Genomic DNA, 17,087 nt, shown 5'->3' on the forward strand with positions numbered 1-17,087 from the left:
ACATGTCGAACATTCTCGCTCTCGTCGAACTGACCAGTTCCGGCAAGCTCAGCTCCACTACCCCTTCACTCTTGGCAGCAGCCACCAAGCTCGGTACCCCTGTTGCCGTCGTGGTGACCGCACCTGGTTCTGGTGCAGCACTCGTTTCTGAACTGGGTGCACTTGGTGCAGCACACGTGGTTGTCGCTGAAAGCTCTGCAGCTCACACTGCCCTTACCACTCCAGCTGTCGCGGCATTAGAAGCAGCCATTGCTGAGCAGAAGCCAGCAGCGGTTCTGATTCCGAACTCCATCGATGGCCGCGAAGTAGCAGGCCGTCTGGCTGTGCGCACCAACACCACGGTGTTGGTGGATGCTGTCGACCTTGTCAACGGCAAGGACAGCATCGTTGCCACCCACTCGGTGTTTGGTGGTGGCTTCACCGTCGAATCCCAGACCAACGGTGGCCTCACCATTGCCACTGTCCGCCAGGGCTCGCCTGATGGCCGCACACCCGTTGCCTCTCCTGGCGTGAGCACCATCTCGATTGACGTGGACGCCAGCACGACCGGTGTCATCGAGAGCACCAATGCCCATGAGTCCAACTCCTCTCGCCCCGAACTTCGCGGTGCTGAGAGAGTTGTATCTGGTGGTCGCGGTCTGGGATCAGCAGAGAAATTTGTTTTGGTTGAACAGCTCGCAGATGCGCTCGGCGCTGCAGTGGGCGCATCTCGCGCAGCTGTGGATGCAGGCTACATCGCCCAATCTCACCAGGTCGGTCAGACCGGTGTGACAGTCGCACCACAGCTGTATGTTGCTCTCGGAATCTCTGGAGCAATCCAGCACCGCGCCGGTATGCAGACCTCGGACACCATCATAGCCATCAACAAGGATGGGGATGCTCCCATCTTTGATGTTGCTGACTTTGGTGTTGTCGGTGACGTCTTCACTGTTGTGCCGCAGCTCATCGCTGCCATTGAGGCACGTCGATGAGTTCACTCCTCGCCGCCCTCGGCACTCCTGAGACGAAGAAGAAACTGGCGTGGGGAATCCCTCTCGCACTCGTAGCCCTGGTCGCCGTAGTGCTGCTTGCGCAGTGGTACAGGGCATCTGATGCAGGTGCTGCATTCCTCGCTCAATACCCTGGAGAGACTGCTCTTCCTGCAGGAGCACCCGAAGGCTTCCCCGCGTGGTTAAACTTCCAGCACTTCCTCAACGCATTCTTCATTGTGTTGATCATTCGCACGGGGTGGCTTGTCCGCACCACGCAGCGTCCCGCTGCGTATTGGACCCGCAACGACAAGGGCCTTCTCCGCACCAAGGGGGAACCCAAGAAGATCAGCCTCGACCTGTGGCTCCACCTCAGCCTCGACTTCCTGTGGGCACTCAACGGTGTGATCTTCATCGTGTTGCTCTTTGTCACCGGGCAATGGATGCGTCTTGTGCCCACCTCATGGGAGGTCATTCCCAATGCGTGGTCGGCAGCTATTCAATACGCCTCACTGAACTGGCCACATGAGAACGGCTGGGTCAACTACAACAGCCTGCAGCAGCTCGCCTACTTCCTCATCGTGTTTGTCGCAGCTCCACTGGCCACCCTCACCGGTGTTCGTATGTCGAACGCGTGGCCTGGGCCGAAAGCAGCCATCAGCAAGGTCTACCCGCTTCCGGTTGCACGAGCTATTCACTACCCCGTGATGATCTTCTTTGTACTGTTTGTCATCGCCCACGTCACTCTGGTTCTCACCACTGGTGCACTGCGTAATCTCAACCACATGTATGCCTCCAACAATGGAGACAGCTGGCTTGGCTTCGGTCTCTTCGCGGGTTCACTTGTGCTCACGGTTGTGGCATGGATCTTGGCCAAGCCAGCATTCCTGCAGCCCGTGGCAACCATAACCGGCAAGGTCACGCGCCAGTAGGAATTAGTTCAGTCCGAACTCTTTCAGAACTGCCTCGGTGTGTGCACCGAGTGCAGGGATAGCACCCATCTGTGCTTCATACGAGCTGGCTGTGACGGGTGGAATTAAGCTGCGTGCGTTTTCGCCATTGGGGAGTTCCACCTCGCGCCAGCGGTGACGGGCTTCGAGTTGGGGGTGTGCAGAGAACTGGCGCATGTCTCGCAATTGGGCATTAGCAATGCCTGCCTCGTCTAAACGAGAGAGGGCCTCAACACTGCTGATAGAGGAAAACACCTCGTCAATGCGGGCATGCAACGCAGGTCGATTCTGAACACGGATAGCACCCGCGTTGAATCGTGAATCGGCGGCAACGGATTCATCCTGGAGCACAATCTCGCAGAACTTGGCCCATTCACGTTCGTTCTGAATACCAAAGAACACTGTTCCGTCATTGGTATTGAACGGACCATAGGGGGCGATGGTGGCGTGCTGAGCACCCGAGCGTGGCTGTTGTTCTCCGCCGTATTCGGCATAGAGATAAGGCTGGCTCATCCATTCACCCAGTGCCTCCAGCATGGAGATCTCGAGCACATCACCATTACCTGTGCGACCACGCTGAATCAGCGCAGAGAGCACACCCGAGTAGGCATACATACCTGCCGCAATATCTGCCACCGAAATGCCCACCTTGGCAGGCGCCCCTGGCGTTCCAGTCACGCTGAGCAAACCCGTTTCGCACTGAACCAAAAGGTCATAAGCCTTCTTCTGTTCATACTCTCCCCCACGGCCATAGCCAGAGATGGACACATAGATCAGCTGAGGGTTGAGTTCCAATGCCTGGGCAGCGCTCAGACCAAGACGTTCAACAGCTCCAGGGGCAAGGTTCTGAATAAAGACATCCGCTTGAGACACAAGGCCACGAAGTGCAGCTATGCCCTGCTCGGTCTTGAGGTCCAGCACAACGCTTTCTTTGTTGCGGTTGATCCAGACAAAGTAGCTTGCTTCACCATGAACCTTGGTGTCATAGGCGCGGGCGAAGTCACCTGCATCGCGCTCGATCTTGATCACCCGTGCACCCAGGTCAGAGAGCTGACGGGAGGCAAAGGGAGCAGCAACTGCTTGCTCAAGAGAAACAACAGTGATGCCGTCGAGTGGGCGAACCATGACTACTTGGCTCCCACTCGAGACAGAATGCGCTTCGCGCGATCAACCACAGGCTTGTCGATCATGACGCCATCAAGTTGTGAAGCACCACCCTCAAGGCCAATAACTTTTTGGGCCCAGGCAACTTGTTCTGCAGTAGGGGCGAATGCTGAATGAACAAGCTCAACCTGTGCTGGGTGAATGCATAGCTTTCCCCCGAAGCCAAACTCACGAGCACGGAGAGCTTCAGCTGAAACAACCTCTCCGTCCTTGATGCTCAAGCTGGGTGAATCTACTGGCGCAGCGATTTCAGCAGCGCTGGAGGCAATGACAATCTGTGCCCGGGCATAGTCAAGAACACGTTCGTGGGTGGCATCCACGTCGACACCAAAGTCGACCGCACCAAAACCTAAGCGGGTCACACCGGGAACGGCAGCAATCTCTTTCGCATTCACAAGGCCACGTGCTGACTCGATCAATGCAACAATGGCGAGGCCGGCTGGCAAGGCGGTAACGGCTTCCGCCATCTGCTGCGCCGATTCAGCTTTGGGGACCATGACGCCGAGCAAACCATTGCCAGGAGTCTCTGCCACCTTGCGAAGAGCAGCAAGCTCTGTTGCACTATGAGCGCTATCGATGCGCACCAAAGCGGTCAGTTGACCACCTGGAAGAGATTCGGCCTCCGTTGTCAGCGCAGCAACGACTTCCCCCAGAGCAAGCGCCTTGTTCTCGGGAGCGACAGCGTCTTCCAAATCGATAATGATGAGATCAGCACCTGATTGGTGCGCTTTGACGAAGCGGTCGGGACGGTCGCCAGGAACAAACAACATCGTTGTGGCATTGGCCACAACGTCGAAGTTCGATCCCTGTGCAGAAGTCATTACTTGGACGCTACCTCGGGCAGGCTGGATTCGTCGGGACGCGAGCCGGCAACGCTGGGCAGGTGGCCCTTCTTATAAATCATGAAGGAACGCTTAAAGCTCACCACGATGGTGCCATCCTGGTTGAAGCCCTCGGTGGCAACCGTGACCACGCCCATGGTGGGACGTGACGCAGATTCGCGCAGGTCGAGTACCTTGGAGCGCGAGTAGATGGTGTCTCCTTCATAAACAGGTGCAGGCATACGCACTTCGTCCCAGCCCAGGTTGGCAAAGACATTCATGGAGAGATCCATTGTGGACTGTCCGGTCACCAAAGCAAGTGTAAATGTGGAGTTAACCAGAGGAAGCTTGTAGCTAGTGCCTGCGGCATAGTTTCGGTCGACGTGTGTCTTCGAGACATTCTGCGTCATGAGAGTGAACATCTGGTTGTCACCTTCGGTGACCGTCTTGCCAAAGGGGTGGTAGTAAATATCACCAATTGCGAAGTCTTCAAACAGGCGGCCAGTCCAGCCCTCAACAACGCGGGAATCAGAGTCACTCATGGATGCAGTCCTTTAGATATTCGCGCAGAAAGCGCTGAATATATTATACAGAACGAGTAGGGCCCAGCAGTAGAGGCTTCTTCTGGTCCATCGTGAAGAAGTCATTGCCCTTGTCATCGACAACAACGAAGGCAGGGAAGTTCTCCACCTCGATCTTGTAGACAGCTTCCATACCCAACTCGGGGTAGTCAATGATCTCCATCGAACGAATGCTGTCCTGGGCCAGACGAGCAGCGGGGCCTCCCACAGAACCGAGGTAGAAGCCGCCATAGGTGCCACAGGCCTTGGTCACCACAGAGGAGCGGTTACCCTTGGCCAACATGACCATGGAGCCACCAGCCTTCTGGAACTCCTCCACATAGCTGTCCATACGGCCAGCTGTGGTGGGTCCGAAGGAGCCTGTCGGCAGACCTTCGGGGGTCTTTGCTGGACCAGCGTAGTAGATGGGGTGATCCTTGGCGTAGTCGGGCAAACCTTCACCACGTTCTAGGCGTTCACGCATACGAGCGTGCGCAATGTCACGTGCCACCACAATGGTTCCGGTCAACATCACACGCGTGCCAATAGTGCAGGCGGAGAGTTCCTTGAGGATCTCCTCCATCGGCTGGTTCAAGTTGATGGGAACACCAGGAGAGGCCTGCTCGATTTCTTCGAGACCTGTTTCAGGAATGAAGCGTGCTGGGTCATGTTCGAGCTCTTCAATGAAGACACCCTCAGAGTTGATGGTGGCCAGGAGCTGACGGTCAGCCGAACAGGAGACCGCAATGGCAATCGGCAGCGAAGCACCATGGCGAGGCAGGCGAACAACACGAACGTCGTGGCAGAAGTACTTCCCGCCGAACTGCGCACCAAAACCGATGGTTTTGGTCAGTTCGAAGACCTTCTGTTCGAACTCGAGGTCACGGAACCCCTGACCTTCCTTGCCACCTTCGGTGGGAAGTGAGTCGAGGTAGTGGGTGGAGGCCAGCTTGGCGGTCTTTACCGCGTAGTCAGCAGAGGTTCCACCAATGACAATGGCCAAGTGATAGGGAGGGCAGGCTGCGGTTCCCAGGCTGGCGATCTTCTCGCGCAGGAACTCCAACAGACGCGTCTCTTCCAGAACAGCCTTGGTCTCTTGGTAGAGGAAGGTCTTGTTGGCACTTCCGCCGCCCTTAGCCATGAACAGGAATTCATAGCTGTCGCCTTTAGTCAGCGAGATATCGACTTCTGCGGGCAGGTTGGTGCCAGTGTTCACTTCTTCCCACATCGAGGTGGGAGACATCTGCGAGTAGCGCAGGTTGAGGTCGTGATACGCCTTGGCAATACCGTTCGTAATGTATTCAGCATCACGGCCATCGGTCAGGATGCGGTGGCCACGCTTGGCCATGACCAGAGCGGTGCCGGTGTCTTGACACATGGGCAGCACGCCACCGGAAGCCACGTTAGCGTTCTTGAGTAGGTCTAGGGCCACGTACTTGTCGTTGCCAGAAGCCTCGGGGTCATCCAGAATGGTGCGCAGCTGAGCAAGGTGGGCTGGGCGCAAGAAGTAGTTGATTTCCTTATAGGCGGTGTAGGCAAGGAGCTCGAGAGCCTCAGGAGAAACAGAGGTAAAGGTGTGCTCACCGAGGGTGACAGATTCAACACCTTCGTCACTGAGCAGAGTCCTGTCGTAGTCAGAAGACTGACGGTGCAGAATCTGGTATTCGCCCTTGTTCATAATTGCCTGTTCTTTCTAGGGAAGTATTAAAAGTTTGCCCGTGGTTTTGCGCCCAGCCAAGTCGTCATGAGCCTGGGCTGCCTCTGCAAGTGGGTATGTCCCGCCGATGCGAACGTCGAGTTTGCCTGCAACGACGGCATCTGTGAGCTCGCTCCAGCGCCAATTGCGCTCTTCGGCGGTTAACAAGTAATTCCACAGTGTGGGTCGCGTAATAAACAGCGAACCACCTGAATTCAGGCGCTGCAGATCAAACTCAGGAACAGGACCAGAGGCAGCACCAAAGAGAACCATGGTTCCGCGGATGGCAAGCGACATCAAAGAGCGGTCAAATGTGGCCTGACCCACGCCGTCATAGACAACGTCAACCCCGCGGCCATTAGTCAGTTCGCGCACGCGAACATCAAAGCCGCCATAGGAAAGTACTTCATCAGCACCAGCTGCTCGAGCAAGTTCGGCCTTGAGTTCGTCAGAAACCGTGGTGAACACCCGAGCACCGCGCATCTTGGCCAATTGAATCAACAGCAGGCCAACTCCACCAGCACCAGCGTGAATCAGGGCAGTGTGCCCAGGGCCGAGAGGGAAAGTTGAGGCAGCGAGGTAATGAGCAGTCATTCCCTGCAGGGGAAGAGAAGCAGCGGTGAGGTCATCCATGCCGGCAGGAATCACCAACGCCTTATCTGCTGGAACAAGTGCTAGTTCGGCATAGGTAGAGATGCCATCAGTGAAGGCAATGCGCTGACCAACCTCCAGGTTGGTCACGCCCTCACCGAGAGCTTCAATCACACCCATGCCTTCATTGCCCAAGATGTGGGGCAGTGGGATGGAATAAATGCCTTTACGTTGATAAATCTCAATGAAGTTCACACCGATGGCACGCATACGCACAAGCACTTGGCCAGGACCAGCAACGGGCGCCTCGACCTCGGTGAAGTTCAGGACGGAAGAGTCACCGAACTCTGTGACAACAATGGCATTGCTCATAACACCAAGTTTGGCACTGTGTTAGCTGCGAAGCGTGGCGCTGAGCTCTTCAATAACCGCAAACAGCGCATCCACATCGCTGACTTCGGTCCGGAAGTTTGTATAGCAAGGGCGAAGCCAGGAGTGTCCGTCAATAATGGCGGGAGAGAGATAGACCCTTCCATCTTCCATAATTGCCTTACACAGCCGAGCATTGTGCTCGCTGATTTCTTCAGGATCAGTCATTCCTTCAGGAAGGTATTGAATCGGCACTACAGAAAGCTGGGGGCGATGAGGCATGACTCGGTATCGTGGGTTCACGCTGGCGCGGTCATAGGTTATTTGCGCCAGTTCGAGGTCATGCTCCAGCGCCTCACGGAATTGCGCAGCACCATGTGTTTTGAACCCGAGCCACAACTTCAGTGCTCGGAGTGGTCTCGAATACTCCAAGGTCACATCTACCGGGTTGGGGTCCTCGGTGTTGTGAGGCATGTATGCCTCGTTGTGACCGAAGGTTTCGGCGAGCGCGTGGTAATCGCGCACCAGCACGATGCTGCAAGCCTTGGGCACAAACAGCCACTTGTGTGCATCAATGGTGACAGAGTCCGCTAGTTCCAAACCGTCAAAGAGAGCACGAGCCGTATTCGTGCCTGCAGCAGGTGCGCCATAAGCACCATCGACATGCAGCCACACGTTGTACTCCTGAGCTATTCGCGCAATTTCCCGCAATGGGTCAACTGCCCCCGTCAGGGTGGTTCCGGCGCTGGCAATAATAGCCATGGGCTTGACCCCCTGGGCAATATCTGCCTTGATCTGCTTTTCCAGGTCCGCGGGAATCATCCTGCGTTCGTCATCAATAGCGATAGAACGGATTGCTTTGTTTCCCAGACCCAGCAACTCCACTGCACGTCGGTTGGAATAGTGCGCTTCACTCGAGCAGTACACAGCCAATGGAATGCTGTTCCCATTTTCACGAGAGTCTGGTACAGCTTTCTGCCTTGCGACGGCTAGACCGGTGATGTTACTCACTGTGCCACCAGAAGTGAAGAGTCCTCGAGAGTTCGGGAATCCGATGAAATCTCCCAGCCACTTACTGGTCTGCACCTCCAACATCGTGGAGGCCTTCGAATTCAATGCAACGTTGATGTCATAGGAAGCGGCCAGGAAGTCTGCCACCGCGCCAATCTCGAGACCGCTTGAACCGATGTAGGCGAGGAAACGAGGTCGCGACTGCGCAATGGATTGATCCAATACCTCTGCAGCAAGACTGATGGCATCAGTTGCTTTCATGCCGCGCTCGGGGAGAGATTCTTTGAGCAATTGGATAGTTTCTCCAGTGAACTCTGGCTCACCTTCTCGAGCTTTGTCCTGACCCTGCCACATCTGGTTTACAGTCTGGAAAGTTTCCTCAAGGACACCGTCGCGCTCAACACCGAGCCGCAAGAAATCATGCATGTCTTTAGGATACAAATGAGCTGTGCTTCCTGTCAGCGCTACCTGCGTATTGACTGTCCTGCCTGCCAGACATCAGCGCCGCCTGCGGGAATAACTGTGGTGCATTTCGAGTTGATACATTGAGAGGTCGAAACAGGAGCAGCGTGGCAATTACCCAGCAGCAGAGCGGTCAGCTGAGCACATTCAGCAGCCTGCGTCGGGTGTACCCATTCGTGCAGGGTGCACTGCCTCTCCTCTTCGTGGGAATCTTTGTTTCTCTAGCTGCCGTAGCTACCGCACTGACGATTCCTTTCGCCCTGCGCTGGCTGGTTGACAACCCACTGAGCACCGGCGACGTGGCACAAATTGTGCCTGGCGTCGCCGTTATCTTCGGGCTCGGTATGGCCGAAGTCATCTTCATCTACCTGCGCCGCTGGATTACGTTGGCCCCCGGTGTTCACCTCGAAGGCAAGATGCGGAACGCCATCTATGTCCACCTTCAGAAGCTTCCCGTCTCTTTCCATGACAAGTGGCAAAGCGGCCAGCTGCTCTCACGCGCCATGGGTGACATTAGCACCGTGCGCAGATGGATTTCCTTCGCCTTGGTGCAGCTCGTCACGAGCACCATCATGCTTGTTGCCGGCTTCACCCTCCTCTTTGCTTTCAATGCTGTGCTGGGCGCCATCTTCCTAATCTGCTCATTGCCTTTGATCATCATCAGCCTGCGCTTCCAGCGCACCTTCACCACCCTGGCCAGAAACTCTCAAGACCAGCAGGGTGACCTGGCCACGGCCATTGAAGAATCCGTTCACGGCATCCGTGTGCTGAAGTCCTTTGGTCGCGCCGGTGAAGCTCTCGAAGAATTCCTCGAGCAGGCCAACATCCTGCGCGGAACGGAACTAGCCAAGGGCAAGGCCAATGGCCAGATGTGGTTCTGGATGCTCCTGATTCCAGACCTGGGATTCGCCATCACCTTGCTCATCGGCATCATCGAAGCTGAGCAGGGCATTGTCTCGGTGGGAACTCTCATCGCGTTCTTTGCTACGGCAGCCCTGCTCAAGGGACCGATGCAGTCCATTGCACCCATGCTTTCTATTTCTATTGAGGCAGCCAGCTCGCTCAACCGCTTCCACGAAGTGATGGACACCCCCATCGAGATCCTCGAAGTGCGGGATGCGAAAGATGTTCCAGCTGGTCCTGGTGAACTTGTCTTTGACGATGTTCACTTCCGTTATGAAGACTCCCCCGCACATGTTCCAGATCTGCTGGATGGGGTCAACCTGACGATAAAGCCTGGTGAAACCATGGCACTGGTGGGCCTGACGGGATGCGGCAAGACCAGCCTCACCGCCCTCACCACCAGACTCTTTGATGTCACCGGCGGTCGCATACTGATTGATGGCGTGGACATCAGAGACGTGGGCATTGAAAGCCTGCGCACCCGCGTGGCCATGGCCTTTGAAGATGCCACATTGTTCTCCATATCCGTGCGAGACAACGTCTTGCTGGGCCGTGAAGATCTCACCAACACCGAGAACCCTGTGCTCCTAGCCGAGGGTGAAGCCCTCCTGCAGGAGTCACTCGACATTGCTCAAGCAGACTTTGCCCGAAGTTTGCCCAAGGGAGTCGAAAGCAAGATCGGCGAGGAAGGCCTGAGTCTCTCCGGCGGCCAGCGTCAGCGTTTGGCTTTAGCGAGAGCCATTGCCGTCCAGCCCAGCATCTTGGTGCTGGATGACCCTCTCTCCGCACTTGATGTCACCACCGAGGCTGCTGTCGAGAAGGCACTGCGTGAAGTACTGGGCACCACCACAGCGCTCATTGTGGCGCACCGACCCTCCACAGTGATGCTGGCGGATCGTGTTGCTCTCTTGCATAACGGCAAAATCCTGGACGTAGGCACCCACGCTGAACTTCTCGCGCGCTGCCCCGAATACCGCAACGTGATTGCTTCCCTCGAGGAGGAAAAGCGATGACGATTGCCGGAGTTCGCGGAGTAACCGGTGAAGAACGCTCCGACTTCACGAAACAGGAAGGAAAGCGCCTGCGCCAGCGCTCGCTTTCGTTACTGAAGTCCCTGCTTCACCCTGTGCGGGTGCGTTTGTATTGGACGCTCGTTGTTGTGGTGGTCAGCACGGCAGCGCAGGTTGCCGGGCCCACGCTGTTGGCACTAGGAATTGACCAGGGCTTGTCCCAGGTTGTGCAGAACCACAATTGGCTACCTGCGCAATTGATTGTGAGTGCGTATGTGCTCACCGCGATTGTCAGCTCGACCATGATGGCCGTCTATATGCGCTCTTCTGCGGTGCTGAGCCAAACGGTATTGATTGACCTGCGTGAACGTGTCTTCCAGCACACCCAAAACCTCAGTATGAGCTTCCACGAAAACTACACCTCGGGCCGCGTCATTGCTCGTCAAACCAGTGACATCGAAACCTTGCGTGAACTGCTCGATGGCGGAATCAGCAACCTGTTCCGCGGCATCTTGCTCATGACGTTCACGGCAGGCGCGTTGATTGCACTGGATCCTTCAAGTGCGCTTCCGCTGCTCATTGCTTTGATTCCTGCATTCTTCCTCACCCGCTGGTTCTCCAACACCTCCAAGAAGCAGTTCCGTGAAGCCCGCACCTTCTCGGCACGGTTGATTGTGCAGTTCGTGGAAACCATGACCGGTATCCGTGCCGTGAAAGCATTCCGCCGTGAAGAGCGCAACGAAAAGAGCTACGCCCTCGCCGTTGACGACTACCGGGAAGCAAACCGCAAAGTCATTCGCCTCTTTGGAACCTATGACCCCGGCCTCAAAGTCATTGGTGTCTTCACCCTGGCTGCCGTCTTGATTCTGGGGTCGTTCCGTGTGGCCAACGGCGCTATGGAGGTCGGCGTACTTCTTGCAGCTGTTCTCTACACCCGCCGGTTCTTTGAACCGATGGAAGAACTAGCCATGTTCTATAACTCCTTCCAGAACGCGTCCTCTGCGTTGGAGAAGGTCTCGGGCATGCTCGAAGAGAAGGCCACCGTGGTGGAGCCGCTCAATCCGACTCCTCTGGTTCACCCCAAGGGCAAGCTGGACTTCAACCAGGTTCGATTTGGATATAACGACGAGACCATCGTTCTTCCCCAACTTGATCTCCACATCCCAGCAGGACAGACCATCGCTTTGGTGGGAACCACCGGCGCTGGGAAGTCCACCCTGGCAAAGTTGGTGGCACGTTTCTATGACCCCAGCCAGGGAACCGTCAGCCTGGATGACATAGACCTGCGTGACCTAGCCAACAAGGATCTCCGCCGAGCCATCGTCATGGTGACCCAAGAGTCCTATTTGTTTTCAGGTTCGGTTTCCGACAACATTGGCCTTGGTAAACCTGGAGCAGCGCAGGAAGAAATTGAGGCGTCTGCCAAGGCTGTGGGTGCTCATGATTTCATCATGAGATTGCCGGAAGGCTACAACACTGACGTGAACAAGCGCGGTGGTCGTTTGTCCGCAGGACAACGTCAGCTGCTCTCTTTCGCGCGCGCATTCATTGCAGACCCCACCGTGCTGATCTTGGATGAGGCAACTGCATCGCTGGACATCCCTAGCGAGCGATTGGTGCAGCGAGGACTACAAACCTTGCTCGCTGACCGCACCGCAATCATCATTGCTCACCGACTCTCGACGGTGTCGATTGCGGACCGTGTGCTCGTGATGGAACACGGTGAAATCATCGAGGACGGATCCCCTGAAGAACTCATTGCCGGCACCGGCAAGTTTGCCAGTCTGCACTCAGCCTGGCGAGACTCGCTGGCTTAGGCCACGCCACCCACGACGTCGTAGTGGCCAACAACGGTGTTGCCAGACTTGGCTAGGGCAACAATCACGGAGCCATAACCTCCTCGCCATTCCGAGTGCAGGCGAGTGTGCTCAAACTCGGGGACCAACGTCTCCGCGATGAAGCCAGAAGGGGTCACCACACCTGCAATCTGGACACCGTTGACGGTAACCATTACCTCCGCTGCATCTGTGGCCACGTCAACGTGGATGGGTACCATCCCATTGACCGCAGGTGCCATGGAGACGAGGACGTGAAGTTCGGGAGCCTGGCTTACTTGCTCAACATCGCGCGAGACCCAGTGAGTTCCAGCAAGCTCAGGCGTGCGCGGAGCGGCAACGCGGTGGTTACGGTAGTTATCGAAAGCCCAGGCATAAGCCAGGAGGTTGCTGTCGTCATAGCCACGACCTGCGAAGGTCAGTCCGGTTGGCATACCGATGTCACTCATGATTCCCATGGGTGCCGTGACAGTAGGGATGCCGAGGTGGCGTGGAACCAGGTTGCCGTTGGCAACCCATGTTCCATTGCGCCAGGCCAGATCGGCAGAGGCGTCATTGACATCAGCATCTGCTGGTCCCACATCAGCTGATGCCGGGAAGACCACAGCGTCCAAGCCGAGTTCGTCCATCCAGTCTTCGAGGTCAAGCTTGCGTGCCTTCTCAAGCCCTGGAATACCTTCAGCCATGTCCGGGATGTCCACAAGCGCAGGAACACCGTCACGCTTGGCGCGGGCCACATACTCTTCCAACGGAACATCTTCCGGAGCAAAGCGGTGCAGGTGGTCGTCATAACGACCAGGCACCGACCCGGTGGGAACGGGGAAGATCTTGTCTGGATCGACCTGTGCCAAAGCGTTGAGTGTGGGGTCATTGTTGGCTGCCAAGAAGTCGTGCCAACCAAACATGGAGAGTTCCCAGAGCTCGTGCTCAGCAAAGTGCTCAGGAACAAGGCCACGAGCTATGAGGCTCTTCGCTCCTGGTCCACGGCTTTCGTAATTGGTCACCACGGGGAAATCTGTTTCCACGACCTCAGCACCGAGGGCTTCGAGGTCAGCTTTGGCTTGATGCCACAGTTCCACGACCGAGTCGCGGGTCTCAATGACATCAATGTCATCGAGGACAATGTCGACCGGAGCCTTGTTGATATACATCCGTGGAATAGCAATGCGCTTGCCCTCGAGAGCACGAGGGTTTGCAAGAGCAGGATAGGAATCAGGGCGTAGCTCAGAGCTCTTCGGGGTCTTCACCCACGGCTGCATGCGCCAGAAGTCTCCACGCACTTCCCAGTCGTCTCCGACGACCTGATCCAACACAGCGAGCATGTCATCCATCGTGCGCGTGTGAGGAACCACGACATCCATGGTGGGAACAAGTGGCCAGTTGCCTCGGGTTGAGATCACTCCCCGGGAGGGTGTGTATGCGCAGAGCCCATTGTTATTGGCAGGTGCACGGCCAGAAGACCAGGTTTCTTCACCCAGACCAAAGGCAGCGAAGCTGGCACCGGTAGCGGTTCCCGAACCGTTTGAAGAACCTGAACCAAACGCAGCAGTCAAGAAATCTGCGTTATACGGGCTTTCCGCGCGTCCATAGAGTCCGCGCTGCATGCCGCCGTTGGCCATCGGTGGCATATTGGTCAGGCCAATGAGCACGGCGCCCACCTTGCGCAACTGCGCAATGGTGAATGCGTCATCGGTGGCGATGAGGTCAGCAAAAGCGGGAGAGCCAGAAGCGACCGTCAACCCCTTGACCTTGTAACTGTCCTTAGCTGTATAGGGAATACCGTCGAGGTAACCCAGTGTCGTGCCCTGAGCACGGCGCTCATCAGCTGCTCGAGCTTCAGCAAAGAGATCGGGATTCAGAATCGGAACAGCGTTGAGCGTGATGCCATGGCGGTCATAGAAGGCAATGCGATTCAGGTAGGTAGCAACCAGTTGGACGCTGGTAACCTCGCCGGTGTCGAGTGCAGCGCGAAGTTGAGAGAGGGTCTTTTCGACCACAGGGAAGTGAGACATGATTGTTTCCTTAGATTGCCTTAAGCCTAAGTGAGTGCATAAATCAGATTGAAAATACTTTCAGATCACGCCTTCGGTATCCAACTACTTCAATTGGGATTGTGCCAAAGGTATCTTCTGCATTGTGCACATGAACGAACTTTCAGGATCAACATGATTGAGGGAAAGTATGCCTTTTGATAGTTCACCCTCTTCGAGAACTCCTCTATACGCAGAAATGAATAACCTGTTCTAAAGTATGCGAGTTCAGCACCAAGCTTCTGAGTATCGAACTCACTTGTTGGGTTTATCTGCTACAACCCAAAAATCCGTCACCTCAGAGTTCGCCGCTCCACGAACATACCCGCCTGGACCGGTTGCGATTGATTGCAAGAAAGTCACCACTTCGGCAGTAATAAGTTCACCAGGCATGACATTTGGAATCCCCGGTGGATATGCCGCGAGAGAATCTGCACTTACCCTACCGATGGCAGCTTCTGCTGAAATCAGCTCTCTTGGAGAGAAGAAAGCTTCACGAGGAGAAAGGATCATCTGACCAGGAGTCGGTAGCGAACTTGCAATTGATATGACACCAACTTCTGCTTTATCAGGATCAGCAAGCGCTTCAAGGGCGTTAATTAACTCAGATGAATCAAAGTCCATGCCAGGCCCCACTATCGCAACAATGCAACTTTGAGTTGCAATTTCAAGATAGATATCAAATTGGCTCATGAGTGCCTCACGAATATCTGTACCTGACCGGCCCAGTTTTCGGATGTCTATAGACACATGTAATGGGTCATGTGTCACGATGTCTGGAAATTGAGAAAAGCCGTCGCTTACTACGTCGAGAAGTGGGTGCTGTCGAACTGCCTCACGCAAACGATGAGCAGCACCGATCGAACGTCCAATTTGATCGCTACCATGCTGCAAACTTTCTCGGGCAATATCGAGTGATGCTAGAAGAAGTGCGCTTGCACTTGTAGATTGCGTCAAAGAAAAAGCACCTTCGATTAATGGTTCTAGTCGTTCAGAAAATTCACCATTACCCAAATGCAACATTGCAGATTGACCAAGCGAGCCGCCTAACTTGTGGGTACTCGAAATTAATATATCTGCGCCCTGACGCAATGGGTTTTCTGGAACTTCTGGATGAAATCCAAAATGTGCTCCCCAAGCTCCATCAACAATGAGAGGTACCCCGGCCTCGTGCGCAATTTGAGCGAGAGCGGGAATATCTGCAACTGCGCCAAAATATGAAGGACTAATTACATAAGCTGCCTTCACATTTTTCTGTTCAGAAAAAGCATGAGCAAAATTTTCTACGCTCACACCATGATTGATTCCGTGCTCAGTATCAATCGCGGGCTGAATAAAACATGGGGTGATCCCCCCAAGAATCATTCCATCAACAAAACTTGAATGCGCACTTCGTTGAGCAATAACCACATCTTGGCTTGAACCAAGTTGAGCTACAGCGAGTGCTGTCATCCGATTTGCCTGAGATGCGCCATTGGTCAAGAACCATGTTCTCCGAGCTCCCCATGCTTGAGCAGCGAGCTCCAATGACTGCACAAGCGGACTATCAGGTCCCTTATCAATTCCAGCTACTAGTGGCTGTACATCAAGTAACAAAGTATGTTCACCGAAATATTGTGAAAGCTGCGGTGCCGCAGAAGTCGAAGCGCTATGGCCAGGAACATTCAGTCGGAGTGACTCACGACGGGCAAATCTCTCGACAGCATCGGCGTAGGGCGTAGGAGAATCTGGGGTCTGTGGCATAACTAATTTTCTCGAATCACCAGACATCTTGGAATAACATATTAACTACCTAGTTACATACTCAATATGGAACCAAATGATTGAAACAAAACAGCTCATGGCACTTGTGGCAATTTCACAAACTCAGTCAATCTCAGCTGCGGCCAAGCAATTGGGATGGAGCCAGCCAACAATTTCACATCATTTGGCGTCATTGGCCCGAACAGTGCAACAACCGATCATTCAGTCAAGCCGCTCAGGAACTCTTCTCACAAACGCCGGAACAGTACTGGTCCCTGTTGCTCGGGAAATCCTGGCTCTAGAACAACGTGTGCTGGTCGAAATAGCCTCGCTCAATAATGCGGTCATCCAACTTTCCATTGGAGTGTTGCCGACGATGGGTGCAACCGTGATGCCACGAATTTTCAAGAGATTGAACGACCTCAATGTCTCTTTAAACGTTTCTGAAGCCGAAAGCATTTCACTTCTTGAATCGATAAAGCTCATGCGTATTGATACCGCGGTCATAGTTGGTGGGCCGGAGGTAGTGGACTTGATTCCTTCCGGCGCAACATATCGCCCCTTGCTCCGTGAGCAAATGAGTGTTTTGCTTCCGGGCACACACACCCTTGCAAAAAGCGATCGTGTTCAATTAGTTGAACTAGCAAACGAGCAATGGATTATGAGTAATTACCCCAATGATCCACTTGATAATGCACTCACACGAGAGTCGGAATTACTTGGATTCACTCCCCGCTGTTCGATCCGTTCAGATGACTATTCAGTCATCTATGGTTATGTGGCGGCCGGGTTGGGAATTGCTCTCATTCCTGCCTCGGCTATTAACCTAGGTCGCACAGATGTTGCTGTTCGCGAACTAGCCGGGAAAGGTATTTCCCGTGAACTTGCTGTTGTTATCGGTGCACACGCCCCTCGAGTGCCAATTCAGCTACTCCTTACTGAACTTTCAACACTCAATTCAACGCGGAAATAGC

12 protein-coding genes and 1 pseudogene are annotated in these 17,087 nt (G+C 54.9%); 5 read left to right on the plus strand and 8 right to left on the minus strand.

Annotated elements, in window-relative coordinates; genetic code table 11:
* Positions 1 to 2 precede the first annotated feature (2 nt).
* A complete protein-coding gene (locus RR877_RS02285; RefSeq protein ID WP_332550730.1) occupies positions 3 to 971 on the plus strand; it encodes an electron transfer flavoprotein subunit alpha/FixB family protein in 969 nt (322 codons plus the stop codon).
* Complete coding sequence (locus RR877_RS02290) at positions 968 to 1,900, plus strand: cytochrome b/b6 domain-containing protein (protein WP_332550729.1); 933 nt, start codon at positions 968 to 970, stop codon at positions 1,898 to 1,900. Before RR877_RS02285 ends, RR877_RS02290 begins: the two co-directional genes overlap by 4 nt.
* A 3-nt stretch (positions 1,901 to 1,903) precedes the next feature.
* On the opposite strand, the gene RR877_RS02295 is transcribed toward RR877_RS02290, so the two are convergent.
* The 6 genes from RR877_RS02295 to RR877_RS02320 are packed head-to-tail and all read right to left on the minus strand — an operon-like array spanning position 1,904 to position 8,556.
* Positions 1,904 to 3,043, minus strand: a complete 1,140-nt coding sequence (locus tag RR877_RS02295) for a CaiB/BaiF CoA-transferase family protein (protein ID WP_332550728.1) — start codon at positions 3,041 to 3,043, stop codon at positions 1,904 to 1,906.
* 2 nt (positions 3,044 to 3,045) lie between these two features.
* Entirely contained in the window at positions 3,046 to 3,903 is an 858-nt protein-coding gene (locus RR877_RS02300) for a CoA ester lyase (protein ID WP_332550727.1), read from the minus strand.
* Positions 3,903 to 4,445, minus strand: coding sequence for a MaoC family dehydratase (locus RR877_RS02305; RefSeq protein ID WP_280804499.1), 543 nt, complete (start codon positions 4,443 to 4,445; stop codon positions 3,903 to 3,905). The genes RR877_RS02300 and RR877_RS02305 overlap by 1 nt, the downstream gene beginning before the upstream one ends.
* A gap of 43 nt (positions 4,446 to 4,488) precedes the next feature.
* On the minus strand, positions 4,489 to 6,141 hold the full coding sequence (locus RR877_RS02310) for a FumA C-terminus/TtdB family hydratase beta subunit (protein ID WP_332550726.1): 1,653 nt from the start codon (positions 6,139 to 6,141) through the stop codon (positions 4,489 to 4,491).
* Between the two features lie 15 nt (positions 6,142 to 6,156).
* Positions 6,157 to 7,122, minus strand: coding sequence for a quinone oxidoreductase (locus RR877_RS02315; RefSeq protein WP_332550725.1), 966 nt, complete (start codon positions 7,120 to 7,122; stop codon positions 6,157 to 6,159).
* Positions 7,123 to 7,143: 21 nt separating this feature from the next.
* On the minus strand, positions 7,144 to 8,556 hold the full coding sequence (locus RR877_RS02320) for an aminotransferase class V-fold PLP-dependent enzyme (protein WP_332550724.1): 1,413 nt from the start codon (positions 8,554 to 8,556) through the stop codon (positions 7,144 to 7,146).
* A 143-nt stretch (positions 8,557 to 8,699) separates the two neighbouring features.
* On the opposite strand from RR877_RS02320, the gene RR877_RS02325 reads away from it, so the two are divergent.
* On the plus strand, positions 8,700 to 10,508 hold the full coding sequence (locus RR877_RS02325; RefSeq protein ID WP_332550723.1) for an ABC transporter ATP-binding protein: 1,809 nt from the start codon (positions 8,700 to 8,702) through the stop codon (positions 10,506 to 10,508).
* Positions 10,505 to 12,322, plus strand: a complete 1,818-nt coding sequence (locus RR877_RS02330; protein ID WP_332550722.1) for an ABC transporter ATP-binding protein — start codon at positions 10,505 to 10,507, stop codon at positions 12,320 to 12,322. Before RR877_RS02325 ends, RR877_RS02330 begins: the two co-directional genes overlap by 4 nt.
* Positions 12,323 to 12,663: 341 nt before the next feature.
* Here the strand turns inward: RR877_RS02330 and RR877_RS02335 are convergent.
* Both RR877_RS02335 and RR877_RS02340 read right to left on the minus strand, forming a co-directional pair.
* Positions 12,664 to 14,352 (minus strand): annotated as a pseudogene (locus RR877_RS02335) (amidase); the annotation flags it as partial.
* Between the two features lie 273 nt (positions 14,353 to 14,625).
* Entirely contained in the window at positions 14,626 to 16,140 is a 1,515-nt protein-coding gene (locus RR877_RS02340) for an aminotransferase class V-fold PLP-dependent enzyme (protein WP_332618793.1), read from the minus strand.
* Between the two features lie 49 nt (positions 16,141 to 16,189).
* On the opposite strand from RR877_RS02340, the gene RR877_RS02345 reads away from it, so the two are divergent.
* On the plus strand, positions 16,190 to 17,086 hold the full coding sequence (locus RR877_RS02345) for a LysR family transcriptional regulator (RefSeq protein WP_332550720.1): 897 nt from the start codon (positions 16,190 to 16,192) through the stop codon (positions 17,084 to 17,086).
* Position 17,087 lies beyond the last annotated feature (1 nt).

Origin of the sequence: Aurantimicrobium sp. (genome assembly GCF_036667855.1) — a bacterium.
In the GTDB taxonomy this organism is placed as follows: domain Bacteria; phylum Actinomycetota; class Actinomycetes; order Actinomycetales; family Microbacteriaceae; genus Aurantimicrobium.